13 protein-coding genes are annotated in these 18,987 nt (G+C 43.4%); 11 read left to right on the top strand and 2 right to left on the bottom strand.

What is annotated here, in order from left to right:
• Window positions 1-100: 100 nt before the first annotated feature.
• The 5 genes from AC1DYB_RS23945 (at window position 101) to AC1DYB_RS23965 (ending at window position 7,027) form a co-directional block, all read left to right on the top strand.
• A complete protein-coding gene (locus tag AC1DYB_RS23945; RefSeq protein ID WP_477392903.1) occupies window positions 101-1,531 on the top strand; it encodes an NAD-dependent succinate-semialdehyde dehydrogenase in 1,431 nt (476 codons plus the stop codon).
• 321 nt (window positions 1,532-1,852) lie between these two features.
• Window positions 1,853-3,223: a Na+/H+ antiporter NhaC family protein gene (locus AC1DYB_RS23950; RefSeq protein WP_477438610.1), complete on the top strand. Its 1,371-nt coding sequence runs from the start codon at window positions 1,853-1,855 to the stop codon at window positions 3,221-3,223.
• A 12-nt stretch (window positions 3,224-3,235) separates the two neighbouring features.
• Window positions 3,236-3,895, top strand: coding sequence for a GNAT family N-acetyltransferase (locus tag AC1DYB_RS23955; RefSeq protein ID WP_477438612.1), 660 nt, complete (start codon window positions 3,236-3,238; stop codon window positions 3,893-3,895).
• A 144-nt stretch (window positions 3,896-4,039) separates the two neighbouring features.
• Entirely contained in the window at window positions 4,040-5,383 is a 1,344-nt protein-coding gene (gene gabT / locus AC1DYB_RS23960; RefSeq protein ID WP_477438614.1) for a 4-aminobutyrate--2-oxoglutarate transaminase, read from the top strand.
• Window positions 5,384-7,027 carry an amidohydrolase gene (locus AC1DYB_RS23965; protein WP_477438616.1) on the top strand — a complete coding sequence of 548 codons (1,644 nt, stop codon included), beginning with the start codon at window positions 5,384-5,386 and terminating at the stop codon, window positions 7,025-7,027.
• A 36-nt stretch (window positions 7,028-7,063) separates the two neighbouring features.
• Here AC1DYB_RS23965 and AC1DYB_RS23970 read toward each other — a convergent pair whose 3' ends face one another.
• Complete coding sequence (locus AC1DYB_RS23970; RefSeq protein WP_477438619.1) at window positions 7,064-7,831, bottom strand: DeoR/GlpR family DNA-binding transcription regulator; 768 nt, start codon at window positions 7,829-7,831, stop codon at window positions 7,064-7,066.
• Between the two features lie 122 nt (window positions 7,832-7,953).
• Here AC1DYB_RS23970 and AC1DYB_RS23975 point away from each other — a divergent pair, with 122 nt between their 5' ends.
• The 4 genes from AC1DYB_RS23975 to AC1DYB_RS23990 all read left to right on the top strand — a co-directional run bounded on the left by AC1DYB_RS23975 (window position 7,954) and on the right by AC1DYB_RS23990 (window position 13,634).
• Window positions 7,954-9,528 (top strand): glycerol-3-phosphate dehydrogenase/oxidase, encoded by a 1,575-nt coding sequence (locus AC1DYB_RS23975; protein WP_477438621.1) that lies wholly within the window; start codon window positions 7,954-7,956, stop codon window positions 9,526-9,528.
• Between the two features lie 32 nt (window positions 9,529-9,560).
• Window positions 9,561-11,075, top strand: coding sequence for a glycerol kinase GlpK (gene glpK / locus AC1DYB_RS23980; protein WP_477438623.1), 1,515 nt, complete (start codon window positions 9,561-9,563; stop codon window positions 11,073-11,075).
• A gap of 32 nt (window positions 11,076-11,107) precedes the next feature.
• Window positions 11,108-11,836 (top strand): MIP/aquaporin family protein, encoded by a 729-nt coding sequence (locus AC1DYB_RS23985; RefSeq protein ID WP_295719268.1) that lies wholly within the window; start codon window positions 11,108-11,110, stop codon window positions 11,834-11,836.
• A 217-nt stretch (window positions 11,837-12,053) separates the two neighbouring features.
• The gene (locus tag AC1DYB_RS23990; RefSeq protein ID WP_477438625.1) at window positions 12,054-13,634 is read left to right on the top strand and encodes a glycoside hydrolase; all 1,581 of its coding nucleotides are present in this window, start codon (window positions 12,054-12,056) and stop codon (window positions 13,632-13,634) included.
• 331 nt (window positions 13,635-13,965) lie between these two features.
• Here AC1DYB_RS23990 and AC1DYB_RS23995 read toward each other — a convergent pair whose 3' ends face one another.
• Window positions 13,966-16,335 carry an ABC transporter permease gene (locus AC1DYB_RS23995; RefSeq protein ID WP_477438627.1) on the bottom strand — a complete coding sequence of 790 codons (2,370 nt, stop codon included), beginning with the start codon at window positions 16,333-16,335 and terminating at the stop codon, window positions 13,966-13,968.
• Window positions 16,336-16,679: 344 nt separating this feature from the next.
• Here AC1DYB_RS23995 and AC1DYB_RS24000 point away from each other — a divergent pair, with 344 nt between their 5' ends.
• Window positions 16,680-17,063 (top strand): LiaF domain-containing protein, encoded by a 384-nt coding sequence (locus AC1DYB_RS24000; protein WP_477438629.1) that lies wholly within the window; start codon window positions 16,680-16,682, stop codon window positions 17,061-17,063.
• A gap of 284 nt (window positions 17,064-17,347) precedes the next feature.
• Window positions 17,348-18,910 (top strand): M20/M25/M40 family metallo-hydrolase, encoded by a 1,563-nt coding sequence (locus tag AC1DYB_RS24005; RefSeq protein WP_477438631.1) that lies wholly within the window; start codon window positions 17,348-17,350, stop codon window positions 18,908-18,910.
• The last annotated feature ends 77 nt before the right edge of the window (window positions 18,911-18,987 follow it).

Raw genomic sequence — 18,987 nt, forward strand, 5'->3', positions numbered from 1 at the left:
AAAGGCCTGTCATCCTGAGCTTGTCGAAGGAGTGCGCAGAGGCCTTTTCTCCATGCTTCGACAGACTCAGCATAACATCCAATTATTAAACAGATCAAACATGAAACAACAATTCATCAACGGGGAATGGGTAGCGGCAATTGATAAACAGGAGATGGATTTAATTGATCCTGCTACCGAAAAGGTTATTGATAAGCTAAGTGCCGGTAATGGCGGTGATTGCCGGGCGGCTATTGATGCAGCACATAAAGCGTTTGCTTCATGGAGTAAAACAACACCCTATCAGCGGGCCGAGATCTTAAAAAAAGCCGCCAACTATTTGCGGGAGAACTTGGAGATCATAGCACACGATATGGTAATGGAAAGCGGCAAACCCTTACCCGAAGCTAAAGGAGAATGGACTGTTGCAGCCAACCTGTTTGAGTGGTATGCGGAAGAAGGCAAGCGCAGTTACGGTCGTATTATTCCTACTAACAGGCCAGATAAACGCAGCTCTGTAATTTACCAGCCAATTGGGGTTGTAGGTATTATTACCGCCTGGAACTTCCCTGCCTATAATCCCGCAAGGGCCTGGGCAGCAGCCCTGGCGGCCGGGTGTACCGTTGTAGCCAAACCATCGGAAGAAACACCGCTATCTGCCTTTAACCTGGTTGATGCTTTGGTAAAGGCAGGTTTACCAAATGGCGTACTCAACGTTGTTATAGGCGATGCTGCCGCCATAGGCGACGAAATGCTGAGCAATCGCCTGCTTAAAAAAATAAGCTTTACCGGCAGCACCCGGGTGGGGAAAATATTAATGGATGGCGCATCGCGCACACATACCAAACTATCACTTGAGCTTGGCGGTAATGCCCCGGTACTGATATTTGATGATGTAGATGTTGATGCTTTAGCCAAGGTGACAGCTATAGCGCGTTTCCGCAACAACGGGCAGGTTTGTACGTCGCCGCAGCGTTTTTATGTACATAAAAACATTTATGAGCAGTTTGCAGAAGCAGCTACCGCATACGTTAGCCAATTAAAAATAGGCAACGGGTTTACCGAAGGCGTGAATGTGGGGCCTCTCATCACCAAAAAACAAAGGGAAAGCGTACTTGACCTGGTCAGCAAAGCCCAGGCAGAAAACGCGGAGATAATGACAGGTGGAAATATACCGCCCCATCTTCAGCAGGGGTATTTTTTACAACCCGCTGTTATAGGCAATTTACAGCAAACATCTGTCCTGGCGCAGAATGAGATATTCGGCCCGGTATTGCCGCTATTTGTTTTTGACGACCTGGATGATGCCATTGCCAAAGCCAACGATACCGAATATGGGCTTGCCTCCTACATATTTACCAATAATTTAAAAACATCCATTTACGCGTCTGAGCGATTGGAGTTTGGGATAGTTGGCATAAATGAATGGGCGCCACACGGAACAGAATCACCTTTTGGCGGATGGAAATCCAGCGGCCAGGGACACGAAAGCGGTAGCGAAGGATTATATGAATACATGGAGAAGAAATTGATAAGTACCGGAGGATTGTAATTTAACTATGATCGCCAGTGAGGACACAGGCGATGGATAAAATTAACAATGACATTGCGAGTTTTAAAATCCGGCAGACTGTGAGGGTGAAAATAACAAGCGGCGAAAGACTTACGAAGTTTTAAAAACTTCGTAAGTCTGGGATTCAACAACTTGTCATCCTGAGGAACGAAGGATCTATTCGCAGATTTACAGGGCGAAGAAGCATGCGAATAACAGATCCTTCACTCCGTTCAGGATGACAAAAAATTTTTTTTATCCCCCGTTGCCTGTGTCCTCACAGACAACTAACAACAAATAAAATTATAACAAACTAAACACATGGGTTACGGGGCACTTGCATTAATTCCGCCACTGGTAGTAATTGTACTGGCTATCGCTTTAAGGGCATCCTTTGAAGCATTGCTGATAGGATGTATTGTCGGGTTTATCATCATTGGCTTTCATGACCATACCAATTTCTTTACTGATTTTATAGCCAGTTTTTACAAGGTAATGGAGGATGAAAGTACAGTGTGGGTGATACTGGTGTGCGGTTTATACGGATCGCTCATTGGCCTTATGGTTAAAAGCGGGGGTGCCCTTAAATTTGGTGAGGATGCCCTTAAATATATCAAAACAAAAAAAACTGCCCTATTTGGCACATGGGCATTAGGCCTGTTTATTTTCCTGGATGATTATTTAAGCGCCCTTACCGTGGGCGTCACCATGAAAAAAATAACCGATCATTTTAAAATATCGCGCGAGTACCTGGCTTATATTGTTAACACCACATCTGCTCCCTGGTGCGTTATTGTTCCCCTTTCTACGTGGACGGTGTTCATTGGGTCGATATTGGAAAAATGCAAGTTTGCCGCCCAGGGACAAGGCAACCATGTATACCTGTCAATTATCCCTTATGTTACTTACGGCTGGGTATCTGTACTACTTATCCCACTGGTAATTGTAGGGGCAATACCCATGATAGGGCGCATGAAAAAAGCCGAAATGCTATCAGCTAATCACATTATAGCGTTACCTGTGGAGCCTGAAGAAATCACCATTCAATCATCAGGATTTGAAACAGATAAAAAGCCGAGTTCTTTATTTTTCATCCTGCCGCTGGCGGTTACCCTGGTTTGTACCTTTTTAATGAATTACGATGCCCTTAAAGGTATTATGGTTGGTGTTACATTCACGTTTGTTTATTACCTCATTATAAAGCTCGGCACCTTTCAGCAATTGAGCGAAACTGTTTTCTCGGGTTTCAACAGCATGATATATGCACTGGCATTGGTGGTCATGAGCTATGTTTTGAAAGATGTAGGCGATAAAATGGGCTTAACCGATTATGTGATCAACGGCGTAAAACCTTATATCAATAAAGAACTGTTGCCTGTTATAATTTTTGTATCCATATCACTTATCACCTACTCCACCGGTTCATCATGGGGAGTTTATGCGGTGGTTATACCTATAGTGATCCCGCTGGCGCATACTTTGGGTGCCAACGTTTTAATGAGCATTGGAGCCGTGGTGAGCACAGGCGTATTTGGCTCAAATGCCTGCCTGTATAGTGATGCCACCATATTAACATCGCAAAGTACAGATGTAAGCAACCTCAAACATTCATTTTCGCAATTGCCATACGCATTGATCGCATTTTTATTTTCATCGGTTATTTATATAGTAATGGGTTATACCGTTGCTTAGTTTTTAAAGATCATGACAACAGAAAAACCCGCATATTACCAGTTAATTCCCGACGGATTGGTTGTTCAGAACACGAGGCCTGAGCATGTAGAACAACTGGAAGAACTTCAAAAAATCATTTTCCCTACGCTATCAAGCGAGGAACATATCAGGGCGGTACATTATTTACGCCACCTGGAAGTTTTTCCTGAGGGACAGTTTGTTATAACCGATAAAGACCATGTTATAGGCATGACCACCACCATGCGCACCAATTTTGATTTTGCCAACTATGAACATACGTTTGCCGAAACCATAGCAGGCGGCTGGCTCACCAATCACAACCCCAATGGCGACTGGCTTTATGGCCTCGATATGGGGATATTACCTGCCTATCGCGGCCGCGGCCTGGCAAGAATACTTTACCGGGCAAGGCATGAAATGGCCAAATTACTGGGCTTAAAAGGGCAGCTGACCGTTGGGATGATGAGTGGCTATGGTGCCGTAAGCAGCCAAATGAGCGGAGAAACTTATTACCAGGAATTGCTTACCGGTAAACGCAAAGACCCAACACTTTCCAAACAAATGAAAATAGGCTTTGAACCCATAGCCTTAATGCCCGAACATGTGAACGACCCTGTATGCGGCAACTATGGAGTACTGATAAAATTAGATATAAGTAAGGATGTTTGAACAAGAGTGTCTGAATCAGAATATCAGAACCGGAATTTTTTGAATTTGAAGAATTTCTTGAATTTGATTTGCAATTCTGTTAATTCATTAATTCTGTAAATTCTGGTTCAGACATCCCAATAAAACCAATGAAATTGTAAGACAATGAAATATATTCAATTAAAAACCGCGTTACCCGGCCCTAAAAGCCAGGAGATATTAGAGAGAAGAAAAAACGCACTGCCAGCCGGTTTAGCCAAATCAACAGATGTAGTTGTTGAACGCGCCTCGGGCGCGTTGGTTTGGGATGTGGATGGCAACCAACTTATTGACCTCGCCGGTGGCATAGGTATGATCAACGTGGGGCATAGCGATCAAAACGTGGTAGATGCGATAAAAAAACAGGTTGATAAATATATCCATACCTGTTCGCTGGTCACCACCATGGAGCCATATATTGAACTGGCCGAATTGCTAAATGAAGTTACCCCCGGCAATTTTAAAAAGAAAACCTTACTGGCCAATTCAGGTTCCGAAGCGGTAGAAAATGCCATCAATGTAGCCAAGTATTATACCAAACGCAATTCTATTTTATGTTTTGAGGGGGCTTATCATGGTCGCACCTTGTTAACCCTTAGCCTTACCAGTAAGTATTCGTTGTTTAAAAAAGGGATGGGACCATTTGTATCTGATATATACCGCATCCCTGCTCCTAACTTGTATCGTAAAATACAAGGCATGAGCGATGAGGAATACATCCAGTATTTTATTAAACAACTGGATATCGCCTTTATATCACAGGTTGATCCGGAATCATTAGCCGCCATTATTATTGAACCTGTAATGGGCGAAGGCGGCTTTATCCCAATGCCAAAAGCTTACCTTCAAAAAATCCGTGAAGTGTGTGATCAATACGGCATCGTGATGATTGCCGATGAGATCCAGTGTGGGGCAGGCCGTACAGGAAAATTCTTTGCCGTTGATCATTTTGATATAGTACCCGATGTAGTGGTTAGTGCCAAATCAATAGGCGCGGGCATGCCCATAAGTGCGACAACCGGCCGGGCCGAGATCATGGATGCGCCGCATCCGGGTGGTGTTGGTGGTACTTATGGCGGTAGTCCGGTGGCCTGTGCTGCGGCGATTGAGGCCATTAAAATCATAAAAAGTGAAAGCTTCCTGACCCGTGTAAACGAGGTTGGCGAACTGATGCGCACTACGCTCGAAAGCTGGAAAGAGAAATACCAGATCATTGGTGATGTGCGCGGTTTAGGAGCCATGCGATTGGTAGAGTTTGTGAAAGATCGCGACAGTAAAGACCCGGACATGGATGTTACGTTAGAGATCATCAGAGATGCTGTAAGCCATGGCTTAATTATGATCCGCGCCGGTATGTTTAGTAATTGCCTGCGTTTATTGCCCCCTATTGTAATAACTGATGAGCAATTAACCGAGGCGCTGAGCGTTTTGGAAGAGGCGATTCAAAGAGCGGATAACAAAAGAAAATAAATGAGCATCAGGCACATGAACGGTGATGAATCAACAGGATTTCCTCCCTTTAAAAACGGGATTGGAAGCTTATTGATCCATAATGCCCGGATCATTTCATTTCACGATGGCTTTGATAACAATAATTTCAATACCATCGCTGTAGAAGGTAACCGCATAAAAGCTGTAGGCAGGTTTGAAGAATTGCAACCCCTCATCCAGCCCCGTACACAGGTAATTGACGCATTGGGTAAAACACTAATGCCGGGTTTAAATGATAGCCATATCCATATATGGAAGGTTGGGAACCTTAAAACCTATATGCTTGATGTAAGGGAATCCGAAAGCCTGGATCATATGCTGCAAATGCTTGATGCCTATGCTCATCAATACCCGGAAGCGGCCTGGATAACTGCCCGGGGATTTAACGAAGCGGCCTGGCTTAACGGGCAGATCCCCACCAGGGCTGATTTGGATAAGGTATTGAAAGACCGGCCCGTTTATGTAATACGTACCTGTGCGCATATTGCTGTTTGCAATTCAAAAGCGCTGGAAGTTTGTAACATTACCTCAAACACAATTGTACCCGATGGCGGTGTTGTTTATATCGGCGATGATGGTAAGCCAAACGGCATTTTCACCGAAACTGCTCTGGGCTTAATCACCAAAAACATTCCTCCTTATACTAAAGACGAACTGAAGTTAATGGTACTATCAGCACGGGAGGAGCTTTATAAATACGGTATCACCGCGGCAACAGATCCCGCGGTGGATCCGCTTTTGCTGGAAGCATATTACGAAATGCACCAACAGGGTCAGCTGGGTTTCAGATTGAACGCTATTCCGATAATCCTCCCCGATGGAGGCGACGCCCCCTATCCTATTCCTGAATATTTCAAGTCGGACGGTTTTAACGTAAATACAGTTAAATTCTTTTCGGATGGTGGCTTAAGCGGTAAAACAGCCGCCCTTAAAAGGCATTATAAAAACTCATCAGAGCAAGGCGTGCTGCGATTAAAACGGGATCAGTACACATCACTTTCCTTACAAGCATTACAAAAAGGTTTAGGCATAGCTACACATGCCATTGGTGATGCCGCTATTGAATTTGTAATTGATGTTTATAAAGATCTTCATCATAAGTTCCCGGGTATCGTTAACAGGATTGAGCATCTGGGATTACCCGAAGAAAAACATTTGCAGGATATGCAGCAATATAACATAGCCACATCCATGCAAACCATTTTTATCAGCGAATTGGGCAAAAACTTTATCAAATATCTTGATGACGATTATCTTAACCAATGTTATCCTGTAAATTCAGTTTTAAAACATAACATCTTGCTGGCCCTGTCGTCAGATGCGCCGGTAGTAAAAGATTTAAATCCCTTTAAAGGTATGCAAGCCGCCCTTACCCGTACAGATAATGAAGGCAATGTGATAGCCGCGCACGAGGGCATTAGCATAGCATCAGCACTTAAGGCCTATACCTACAGCGCCGCTGCTATTAGCAAAACAAATCAGATTGGTTCGTTGGAAGCGGGTAAGCTGGCCGATTTTATTATCGCTGATAAAAATCCATTAACAACGGCCCCGCATGAGCTTAGCATGATCCATGTTGAGCAAACTTTTGTTGACGGCAAATCCGTTTATACCAAACTTTAAATATTCTTTTCGATGGGGTCGAGCCTGTCACCGTTGTTATTTTACAACAGTAACAGCGATTCCCTTGTCCTGTAATATTTTCAACATTCCAGCACTTATTCCACCATCGGTAATAATATGTTGAACCTGGTCTAAAGGGCAAATTTTCCCTAAGCCCCGTTTTCCAAATTTTGTACTATCTGCCAATACAACTACAGTTTGTGCGGCATTAATCATTTTTTGATTTAGCCTGGCCTCCATTAAATTGGTGGTGGTTAATCCAATTTCGGGGTCAATTCCGTCAACACCTAAAAAAAGCATGCGGCATGCCATGTCCTGCAACATCACTTCGGGGTATGATCCCGTTACCGATGACGATGAGCTACGCAGTTGCCCACCCAATTGAACTACCTCCACATTAGGATGCTGCGATAACTCCATGGCTACATTTAGGGCCGAAGTAATTACTGTAAGGTGTTTGCCCGGGTTAATAGACCGCGCCAGGGCAAGCATAGTGGTGCCCGATGCAATAATGATAGAATCGTTTTGACCTATCAATGCAGCGGCGGCTATACCTATTTGTTGCTTTTCGGGCGCGTTTAGTTTTTCTTTCTCGGCTACAGGTCTGTCATTGGTATATGGGTTGCTTTTGGTAGCGCCGCCATGTGTTCTGAATAATAATTTTTTATCCTCCAAAAGTTTCAGGTCCTTGCGGATAGTAACTTCCGAAACATTCAATTCCTTTCCCAGCTCCTGTACATTTACAAAGCCATCATTATCCAGTTTTTGAAGTATAATTTTATGCCTGTCGGTATTTTTATTCATAAACGATCAAAAGTAAATAAAAAACAAACAACAGCCAATTGAAACAAAAAATAAGTTTCATTTCATTACTTTATGTTTCGATATTGTATATTTGAAACATAAACGAAATACAAAACAACAAAATGAGTATTTTCAAAAGAGATTCAATTTTAGCATCTATAAAAGATAAGGATAAGTGCTGGGATGTAATTATAATAGGCGGTGGCGCAACCGGCCTTGGTGCAGCTGTTGATGCAGCCTCGAGAGGATTTTCGACCTTACTCTTTGAACAGGCCGATTTTGCCAAAGGCACATCAAGCCGGGCAACCAAACTGGTACATGGCGGCGTGCGTTACCTGGCACAAGGTGATATAGGTTTAGTACGTGAAGCACTGCATGAACGAGGTTTACTATTGAAGAACGCCCCCCACCTGGTAAAAAACGAAAGTTTCATTATCCCTAACTACAGTTGGTTTGATGGTGTATTTTACACAATTGGCTTAACCATATATGATTTGCTGGCCGGCAAGCTTGGTTTTGGCAGGGCAAAGCATATCTCCAAAAAAGAAATACTAAACAGGCTACCCGGAATTGAAGGTAAAGGGCTGTGTGGTGGTGTAGCATACCATGATGGTCAGTTTGATGACTCCAGGTTAGCTATCAACTTGGCGCAAACAGCTTTAGAACAAGGCGCTACCGTTTTAAATTATTTCAAGGTTACCGGGCTGATTAAAGATGCCCATCATAAAATTGCAGGTGTTGCAGTCGCCGATACAGAAACAGGCATTGCTTACCAGTTAAAAGCCAAAACCGTTATTAATGCAACCGGAGTTTTTGTTGATGATGTACTTAAAATGGACACACCCGATTGTAAGCCTTTAGTAAGGCCAAGCCAGGGGGTGCACCTTGTTTTAGACAAATCATTTATGCCGGGAGAAGATGCGATCATGATCCCTAAAACCGAAGACGGCCGGGTGCTATTTGTTGTTCCCTGGCATAATAAACTATTGGTTGGCACCACCGATACACCTATTGACAAACATAGCCTGGAGCCAATAGCCCTTGAAGCCGAAGTTGATTTCATTATGCGCACTGCGGCTAAGTATCTTACAAAAACACCAACCCGAAAGGACGTATTGAGTGTTTTTGCCGGTTTGCGACCGCTGGCAGCCCCCCAGGATGATTCATCAAAAACAAAAGAAATCTCGCGCAGCCATAAACTTATTGTTTCCAAATCCGGCCTCATCACCATAACCGGCGGCAAGTGGACTACCTATCGTAAAATGGGCGAGGACACTATAGATAAAGCGATTGAAGTGGGTAAGTTAAAAAACAACATCTGCCACACTGCAGGCCTGCCCATTCATGGCAGCAGGCCAAACCCTGATAGGAGTAATCATTTATATGTATATGGTGCTGATATAGAGAAGGTATTGGCACTGGCAAATGAAGATACCGACTGGAAAAACCCGGTCCACCCGGATAATGAATACACTAAAGGCGAAGTTATCTGGTCTATAAGGTACGAGATGGCGCGTACCGTTGAGGATATACTGGCCCGCCGTACCCGCGTATTATTTTTAGATGCCCGCTTAGCTATGGCCATGGCCCCCGAGGTAGCACGCCTTATGGCAACCGAACTAAACAAGGATATTAAATGGCAAGCCGAACAGGTAAGCGCCTTTAATAAAGTTGCCAAAAACTATATATTAGCCTAACCAATAAACCACCAATTTATAAAACCTAAGTAATGGAAGAATACATTTTAGCCCTTGACCAGGGGACAACCAGCTCGAGGGCAATTATATTTGATCATGCGGGTCAAATCAAATCACTTTCGCAAAAAGAATTTAAACAATACTTCCCAAAACCGGGCTGGGTTGAACATGATCCCAACGAAATTTGGTCGAGCCAGGCGGGTGTTGCGGCCGAAGCTACGGTTAAAGCCGGGCTTAACGGTAAAAACATAAAAGCCATTGGTATCACCAATCAACGCGAAACTACCATTGTTTGGAACCGGGAAACCGGCGAAGCCATTTACAACGCCATAGTTTGGCAAGACAGGCGCACCGCTGCTTATTGCGATAAATTAAAGCAGGACGGCCACAGCGATATGATCCGTTCAAAAACAGGGTTGGTTATAGACGCCTATTTTTCGGGCTCAAAAATAAAATGGATCCTCGATAATGTAGAAGGTGCACGCGCCGAGGCCGAGGCCGGAAAACTGGCTTTTGGAACCGTTGATAGCTGGCTGGTATGGAAGTTTACCCGTGGCCAGGTACATGTAACCGATGTTACCAACGCAAGCCGTACCATGTTGTTCAATATCCGCACCCAACAATGGGATGATGAATTATTACAGCTGCTTGATATCCCCAAAAGCATGTTGCCCGAAGTAAAACAATCCAGCGAAATTTATGGCGAAACCGCTACAACCATATTTGCCAGCAAAATACCCATTGCAGGCATAGCCGGCGATCAGCATGCGGCGCTGTTTGGGCAGATGTGTATTGATAAGGCCATGGTTAAAAATACTTATGGCACAGGTTGTTTTATGCTGATGAATATTGGTAGTGAGTTTATTGAATCAAAAAACAATTTGCTAACCACCATTGCCTGGAAAATTAACGGCGAAATTCAATACGCCTTTGAAGGCAGCATTTTTATTGGCGGAGCCGTGGTACAGTGGCTAAGAGACGGACTTGGCATTATTAAAACATCGGCAGATGTTGAACGGCTGGCCATGAGTGTTAAAGATACCGGTGGTGTATTTTTTGTACCTGCTTTTGCCGGCTTAGGTGCCCCCTATTGGGACCCTGAAGCAAGAGGGACTATTGTTGGCCTTACACGGGGTACAACGGCCGGCCATTTGGCCAGGGCTGCGCTGGCTTCTATAGCATACCAAACTATGGATGTATTGAATGCCATGGAAGCGGATGCAGGCATGCAAATAAAAGAGTTACGTGTTGATGGCGGCGCTACGGCAAATGATTTACTAATGCAGTTTCAGGCTGATGTTTTAAGTTGCAAGGTTATAAGGCCAAGCATTGTTGAAACAACTGCATTGGGTGCTGCATACCTTGCCGGTTTAGCAGTTGGTTTTTGGAAAGATGTAGCCGAAATACAACAGCTTTGGCAATCTGAAAAGGAATTTACGCCCGGAGACGACCTGCAGGATATTAAAACAGATATTGAGGGGTGGAAAAGAGCTATCCATGCTGCGCAGAGCTGGTCTGATAACGGGCAGGCAGTTCAAACGATGTAAGTAAATTATTCAAACCTATAAAATCTATTATCATGTCTCCATTTATTGCCGAGTTGCTTGGCACTATGTTACTTATACTTTTGGGCGATGGCGTAGTAGCCAACGTGGTATTAAAAGATACCAAGGGAAATAACAGCGGCTGGATAGTTATTACCACAGCCTGGGGGCTGGCCGTATTTGTTGGGGTTGTAGTCGCGGGGCCATATAGCGGCGCGCATCTTAACCCGGCGGTTACCATAGCATTGGCAATAGCCGGTAAATTTCCATGGGCAAATGTTCCGCTTTATATTGCTGCACAATTTTTAGGGGCGATGATTGGCTCATTCCTGGTGTGGGCTATGTATTATGATCATTTTAAACGCACAAATGAGCCTGGTGCGATACTTGCTGTATTTTGTACCGGTCCGGCGGTTCGTAACTATGTATCAAATATTACCAGCGAAATTATTGGTGCTTTTGTACTGCTGTTTACTATATTTTATATTTCGGGTGGCGAGATCACCCCTACTAAAACGCCCGTGGGCCTCGGCTCTGTTGGCGCTATACCGGTAGCTTTATTGGTTTGGGTAATAGGTTTATCATTGGGCGGCACAACGGGTTATGCAATTAACCCCTGCCGGGATCTGGGACCACGTTTCATGCATATGATATTACCTATCAAAAACAAAGGCACCAGCGACTGGGCCTACGCGTGGATACCCGTTTTTGGCCCGATAGTAGGCGCATCTATAGCCGCCGGTTTGTATTTACTGGTGAAGTAAAATAGTTTTCTATACTTTTTCAAATGATTACTTGCCTGATTAAGGGTAATCAAAGTTAAAAAGCCGACGTCGTGCCGAATTTATTTCGGCATCCCATAGGATATTCACACCCGCCAGGTCTGCGACTTAAAGCGACATAAAAAAGCATTGATTTTTATGTCGCTTTTTTATGTAAAAACGACATTTAAACTTTATTTTCATCCATTGAATGATAAGTATGAAAAACCTCTTCCTTAAATCAACGCGCCTTTTCTTTTTCTTAAGTTTCCTGGCTACCAATGTAAAAGCCATCCAGGCGACCGACACCGTGTTCACTTTACATATCGATTTGAGCAAAACGGCACAGACGATCGATAATTTCGGAGCTTCTGGTTGTTGGTTTTCTGAAGGGATTGGTAAGTATTGGCCCGCCGAAAAAAAAGAAACTATTGCCCGGCTGCTATTCAGCAAACAAAAAGATAAACAGGGAAACCCGGAAGGTATTGGCCTATCCTGCTGGCGGTTTAATATAGGGGCCGGCACTACAGAACAGGGCGACAGCAGTGGTATAAAGGATTTCAGAAAAAGGACAGAATGCTTTTTAAGTCCTGCCGGCAGTTATGATTGGAACAAACAGGCTGGCTACCAATTTTTCCTGAAAAAAGCGCATGACTATGGTGTTGAAACCCTGATCGCTTTTTCAAACAGCCCACCGGTTCAATTTACACGCAACGGCCTTGGGTATAAAACAGAAAAGGACCATACCAGTAATTTGCGGGCAGATGCGTATGATGCCTACGCACAATTTTTAGCACAGGTAATTAAGCATTTTGATGGCGAGGGAATCCATTTCAACTATATCAGCCCGGTTAACGAGCCGCAATGGGACTGGGCACATACTTATAAAGACGCTGACCAGGAAGGCTCTCCCTGGAAGAATGAGGATATCTATAAGGTTGTAGAAAAGCTAAACCAGGCCTTAAACAAAGAACAAATCAGCAGTAATATTTTAATTAGCGAAGCAGGCATGTTAAGCTTTTTATACTCGGGTACCGAAAATCATTCAAGTCAGATTCAACACTTTTTTGACCCCAAAAGCCCGCTATCAGTCAACAAACTCAATCATGTGCCGGCAACCATTGCAGGCCATAGCTATTTTACCGAAAGCAATGATAAAGCCTTACTTACTACCCGCAGCCGCCTGGCAGATACTGCCAGCAAATACAAGGTTAACTTTTGGCAATCTGAATACAGCATGCTGGCCGATGGTTACAAAGAAGGAGCAAAAGGCAAAATAAGTGCCATAGATTGTGCTTTATTTTTGGCGAAAGTTATACATACCGACCTGACAACAGCCAACGCAACGGCCTGGCAGTTCTGGAACTCCTATGAGCCCGGCAATGCCGATTTTGATACCCGTTACTACCTTATCGCTTTAAACCCCAAACCCGATTTTAAAGATGGGGAATTTACGGCCACTAAAAATCTGTGGGCCTTAGGACATTACAGTTTGTTTATCCGCCCCGGTATGCAACGGGTTGCCATCAATACGCCTGACACAACAACAGGTAAGCATGATTTACTGATCTCTGCCTGGAAAGATAAAAACAATCAATTGGTAATTGTAGGCATTAATCATGGTACCAAAAGCGCCCGGATCAGGCTCGCATTAAAGGGCGACCACATAAAATATAAAACAATGGTAACCTATTTAACAGACGGGGAGCAAGCCGATAATATGAAGGCATCACCAGGCAAGAAGTTTTCACCTGATGTTATTCTTCCAGCCCGTTCTATCTCCACATTGGTATTAAATTAAGGTTCAAACGCAGGCTCTGGAGATAGGAATCAAATCATAAGAAGCTGTCTAAAAATAAATAAATTGCGAGTTATAAAAACCGTTGACCCCTGAAGGAGAAAATGGCAAACGGCGAAAGACTTACGAAGTTTTAAAAACTTCGTAAGTCTGGGATTCTGCAACTTGTCATGGGTAGGCACGAAGCAATCCCAAACTATGCAGATCGTATTTGCAAAGCCTCTCTGTAAGGCGGGGATTGCTTCGTGCCTCGCAATGACGCGCGGATATGTACTTCGTTAATACACGTCTTTTTATTTCTTGATTCCTGACTCTTGATTCTTGACTCTCTTAACTACTCGCTTCTTAAGCTTTTCACAGGGTTGGTCATGGCTGCCTTAATGGCTTGGAAGCTTACGGTTAAAAGCGTTATTAGGATGATAGATGAACCTGCAATAAAAAATACGCCCACGCCCATATTAATACGATAAACAAAGCCTTGCAGCCATTGGTTCATTCCCCACCATGCCAGGGGGAAAGCGATAACTACGGCGATACATACCAGCTTCAGGAAATCCTGGGTTAGCATAATGGTTATACTATTTACCGATGCGCCAATTACTTTACGGATGCCTATTTCTTTTTGCCGTTTTTGTGCCGTGAATGCCACCAGGCCGAACAAACCGAGGCAGGAGATAAGAATAGCAAGAAAGGAGAAATATTTGGTTAAAGTTGAAACCCTTACTTCGGTTTCATATTGTTTTTGATAAGCCTGATCTAAAAAACTATAAGTGAACGGGAAGCCCGGATTATAAGATTCATAAAGATGCTGAATCTGCGCGATGGTTTCTTTCTGCTGCGCTCCTTTAATCCTGATCATCATTTTAAAATATGGACTGGTTCCCTGGGCAAGCAATATAAACGATGGCCGTACCACTTCGTGTAATGATTCAAAGTGAAAATCTTTTACCACCCCAATAACCTGAAAATTACCGCCTAAAACTTTAACACTTCTACCTATAGGATTTTGAAGATGCATGGCCTTTACAGCAGTTTCGTTTAATATAACCTTAGCGCCTTCGGTTCCATAGTTTTTTGAAAAAGCCCTGCCTGTGGCCATTTTCATTGCCATGGTTTCAATAAAATTATATCCGCCAAAAAAGCCTTCAAAATAAACATCTTTATTAGCTTCTTTTCCATCCCAGCTCAGGCCGGTGGTGCCAAAGTTGCGCCCTACAATATTATGCTGGGTAAAACTGGCATTTACAACGCCGGGAATGTTCTTTAATTCGGCGGCAAATACCTCCTCTGTACCGGCAAGTTTCCCTTCCGAATCAAACCTGATCATATTATCTTTATTATAACCCGGCGTAGTATTTTGGATAAATTGAATCTGCCTGTAAACTACCAGTACCGCAACAATCAGCATCACCGACAGTGTGAATTGAAAAACTACAAGGCCCTTACGCGCAACCAGCTCTGCAAAAGATGAGTTAAGCTTTCCCTTCAATATCGCTAAAGGGTTAAATTTTGATAAGTATAAAGCCGGGTAACTGCCCGAAACCAGGCCGGTAAACAGCGTGATGCCAATTAAGATTTTGATCAGTTGAAAATCGAAATTCAATTTAATTTCCTTCCCGGTTAGCTGGTTAAACTGCGGCAGTAATAACCAGGCAATGATAATCGCGAGTATCATGGTAAATACAGCCATCAGCAATGATTCTGACAGGAATTGGATGATTAGCTGGCTCCGGGCCGCACCTACCACCTTCTTAATCCCTACCTCCTTCATCCTGCCCGATGCCTTTGCTGTTGAAAGGTTCATGAAGTTGATACAGGCTATAAGCAGTATAAATATGGCTATAAGCGAAAACAGCTTAATATACTCATCCCTGCCGCCTACCCTTGCCCCATGATTAAAGGTGTTATGCAAATAATTCTCTGAAAACCGCATGGCAAAAGCCCGTCTTGTGGTATCGCCGCTATTCTTTGTGACCAGGTTGGTGATTTTTTTATTGAATGCAGCAACATCTGTTCCTTTTTTCAGCATCACAAAATTATGCGGACCGCCATTACTCCAGGTTTTAACCCAACTCTGCACATCGGCCAGGTAATCAAACGATAATACAAAATCAAATTGCTGGGAAGAATGTACAGGCAATTTTTCAAACACACCCGAAACAGCAAACTCCTTATCGTGCTGAAATCTAATGGATTTACCTATCGCGTTATCTACCGTATTAAAAAGCTTTTTTGCAAGCTCATCAGAAATAACGATATCGTTTTTAGCGGCAAGTACTTTCCCTCGTTCGCCCCGCAGCATTTTAAACGAAAAAATATTAAAATAGTCCTTACCTACATACTGACCTGTAGCCTTAATGTTTTTATCACCTACGGTAAGGGTAAATTTTTGCCACCAATCTGCTGGGGCAACCGCTGCCGCATATTCAACATCCTCCGGAGCCTGAACCTTTAAAAGGTCACTAACAAGCCCCGATGATTCATCGGTAAGCGACTGGCTTCCGCCACCTATCCGGGTCTCCATCACCTGGTAAACCTGGTTATCATGTTCAAAAAACTTATCGTAGCTTAACTCATCATGCACCCATAAATAAATCAATAAAGTACAGGCCAATCCTGCAGAAAGACCCATCATATTCAGAAAAGTAAATTGCTTATCTTTTTTCAGGTTGCGAAACGCTATCTTTAAGTAGTTCTTTATCATGACTTTAGGATTAATAATTACAGCGAACACCAATTATAATTAAAAACCATGCCCCACATGTAAGTATTTGATTATTAATAAATTAATATCAAAACCAAATTTATCACTGTATCAAAAACGAACAGCATCCGTTCGTTTTCGTGAATTATAAATTCAGATAAAATTTACGTTTGCGGATATTGATATTTTTTAACTTTTATCCTGCTCTTAAGGCCCTGCAATGTCCAGGAATTATTTTCACCGACATAATCACCGCATTTACCGACAACTTTAAACCTTCCGCGGGGATTAACTTTCTCCGGATCGGCAATTGCCTATTTTTGATTAACAATAAAGTCAAGAGTATGAATATTTTATCAGGAACCATCACACAAAACACGGACCATAGCTTCAACACAACAGCTATTTTCGGCGAGATAAAAAGAACAATACTTTCAAAAGATTTTAAAGGTGGCATCGTCAGAAATGTATTCGGCAATACCGAGTTGGATTTCACCCAGGCCGACCTTACAGGTGTAGCCACTCTTGATATTTCACAGGCATTTGGCCAGGTAACCATAGCCATACCTATTGACTGGCGCGTTGAAACAGAAATTACGCACATTGCTTCGGAAATGGATGATGACCGGAGTTATTTAACCCGCACAGCAAAGTCAAATAAAGTACTGGTACTTAAAGGCCTATCCGTATTTGCAGCTGTAGAAATCGTGAATTTCCTGGAAGAATAACTTACACTTTACGAACAATAAATAAGTAAATCGTCATTACGAGGTACGAAGCAATCTCCAAGTTATACAGAGCGGCTCTACAAGGCCGATCTACCTGTGTAGAGATTGCTTCGTACCTCGCAATGACGATCTTTTTCTCTATTTTTATACAGTCTCTAACAATCACGCCAACATTCTAATGTAAGTCGGGTTAAAACTCCTTTTACAGTTCCGCTTTCTGTAACAATTATTCTACCTGCAACCTGTTTCAGCCAAAGCTCCCTCCTTTTTTATAAATTAGGTTCATGAAACACATTAACCCAAATTTCAGTAATAGCATGTGGCGCAAAACAAGGCCATTTTTATTTGGCATGATGCTTTGCAGCGGTATTGCTAATGCACAATCAACAAATCCTATTATTAATAATATCATGACCGAGGAAACCAGCAACTCGCAGCTGGAAAAACTGGCGCATGAACTTTTTGATGGTATTGGCCCCCGTTTGGTAGGCACACCGCAAATGAAACAGGCCAATGACTGGGCCGTAGCCAAATATAAAAGCTGGGGTATCCAGGCTCATAACGAAAAATGGGGCGAATGGCGCGGTTGGGAACGTGGCGTTTCGCATATTGATATGATCTCTCCGCGGGTAAAATCATTGGAGGGCACCCAACTGGCCTGGAGCCCGGGCATGGGCAATAAAACCGTTACTGCCGAAGTAATTATTCTTGCTGATGTAACAAACTCTGTTGCTTTTCAGCAATGGCTGCCAAAAGTAAAAGGTAAATTAGTGATGATTTCCATGTGCCAGCCAACCGGCAGGCCCGATTATAACTGGACGGAATTTGCCACCAAGGAATCATTCGATAAAATGAAGGCCGCCCGCACCGCTCAAACCGATGCATGGAAAAAGCGTATCAGTAAAACCGGTTTTACCAACAAAACATTGCCTGTTGCACTTGAAAACGCAGGAGCTGTAGGTATCATTACCAATAACTGGTCGGCAGGTTTTGGGGTTGATAAAATATTTGGAGCCAACACCAAAATAGCACCTACAGTTGATATCGCGCTGGAAGATTATGGCATGCTTTATCGCCTAACAGAATCAGGCAACAGCCCAAAGATCAGCATTCATTGCGAATCAAAAGAACTTGGTGTAGTGCCCACCTTTAATACCATTGCCGAAATAAAAGGAACCGAAAAACCCGATGAATATGTAATGCTTTCGGCACACTTTGACTCATGGGATGGTGGCACTGGCGCTACAGATAACGGCACAGGTACCCTTACCATGATGGAGGCTATGCGTTTACTTAAAAAATATTATCCTCACCCAAAACGCACCATATTAGTAGGCCACTGGGGCAGCGAAGAAGAAGGATTGAATGGTTCACGGGCCTTTGTAGAGGATCACCCCGAGATAGTAAAAAACCTGCAGGCGCTGTTTAACCAGGATAACGGTACCGGCCGCGTAGTTAACTTAAGCGGACAAGGCTTTGTAGAAGCAAAAGATTATTTGGGCAGATGGCTTGCTGCCGTGCCCGATACACTTAAGAACAGAATCAAAACAACTTTCCCTGGCCAGCCGGGTGGTGGTGGGTCCGACTTTGCTTCATTTGTAGCCGTTGGCGCTCCTGGCTTTTCGTTAAGCTCACTTAACTGGTCATATGGCTCATACACCTGGCATACCAACCGCGATACCTACGACAAGGTTGTATTTGATGACCTGCGAAATAACGCCATGGTGGCAGCTATTATGGCTTATATGGCAAGCGAGGATCCTGCTAAAACAACAAACACCAAAACCGAGGGGGTTAAATGGCCGGTTCAAACGATGTCAAACAGGCACGGAGGATTGGATAAGTAACACCTATTGCTTTGTATTTTTTGAAAGCCTTTCAGCAAATGCTGAAAGGCTTTTTGGTTTATAAATATGCTGCCCGC

Source organism: Mucilaginibacter sp. P2_A4 (assembly GCF_056405015.1).

What these genes read in the sequence shown, in the direction of transcription:
- AC1DYB_RS23950 (WP_477438610.1), top strand. Translation starts at nt 1,853, where the DNA reads ATGGGTTACGGGGCACTTGCATTAATTCCGCCACTGGTAGTAATTGTA.
- glpK (WP_477438623.1), top strand. Translation starts at nt 9,561, where the DNA reads ATGGAAGAATACATTTTAGCCCTTGACCAGGGGACAACCAGCTCGAGG.
- AC1DYB_RS23955 (WP_477438612.1), top strand. Translation starts at nt 3,236, where the DNA reads ATGACAACAGAAAAACCCGCATATTACCAGTTAATTCCCGACGGATTG.
- AC1DYB_RS24005 (WP_477438631.1), top strand. Translation starts at nt 17,348, where the DNA reads ATGAAACACATTAACCCAAATTTCAGTAATAGCATGTGGCGCAAAACA.
- AC1DYB_RS23970 (WP_477438619.1), bottom strand. Translation starts at nt 7,831, where the DNA reads ATGAATAAAAATACCGACAGGCATAAAATTATACTTCAAAAACTGGAT.
- AC1DYB_RS23995 (WP_477438627.1), bottom strand. Translation starts at nt 16,335, where the DNA reads ATGATAAAGAACTACTTAAAGATAGCGTTTCGCAACCTGAAAAAAGAT.
- gabT (WP_477438614.1), top strand. Translation starts at nt 4,040, where the DNA reads ATGAAATATATTCAATTAAAAACCGCGTTACCCGGCCCTAAAAGCCAG.
- AC1DYB_RS23945 (WP_477392903.1), top strand. Translation starts at nt 101, where the DNA reads ATGAAACAACAATTCATCAACGGGGAATGGGTAGCGGCAATTGATAAA.
- AC1DYB_RS23965 (WP_477438616.1), top strand. Translation starts at nt 5,384, where the DNA reads ATGAGCATCAGGCACATGAACGGTGATGAATCAACAGGATTTCCTCCC.
- AC1DYB_RS24000 (WP_477438629.1), top strand. Translation starts at nt 16,680, where the DNA reads ATGAATATTTTATCAGGAACCATCACACAAAACACGGACCATAGCTTC.
- AC1DYB_RS23975 (WP_477438621.1), top strand. Translation starts at nt 7,954, where the DNA reads ATGAGTATTTTCAAAAGAGATTCAATTTTAGCATCTATAAAAGATAAG.
- AC1DYB_RS23990 (WP_477438625.1), top strand. Translation starts at nt 12,054, where the DNA reads ATGAAAAACCTCTTCCTTAAATCAACGCGCCTTTTCTTTTTCTTAAGT.
- AC1DYB_RS23985 (WP_295719268.1), top strand. Translation starts at nt 11,108, where the DNA reads ATGTCTCCATTTATTGCCGAGTTGCTTGGCACTATGTTACTTATACTT.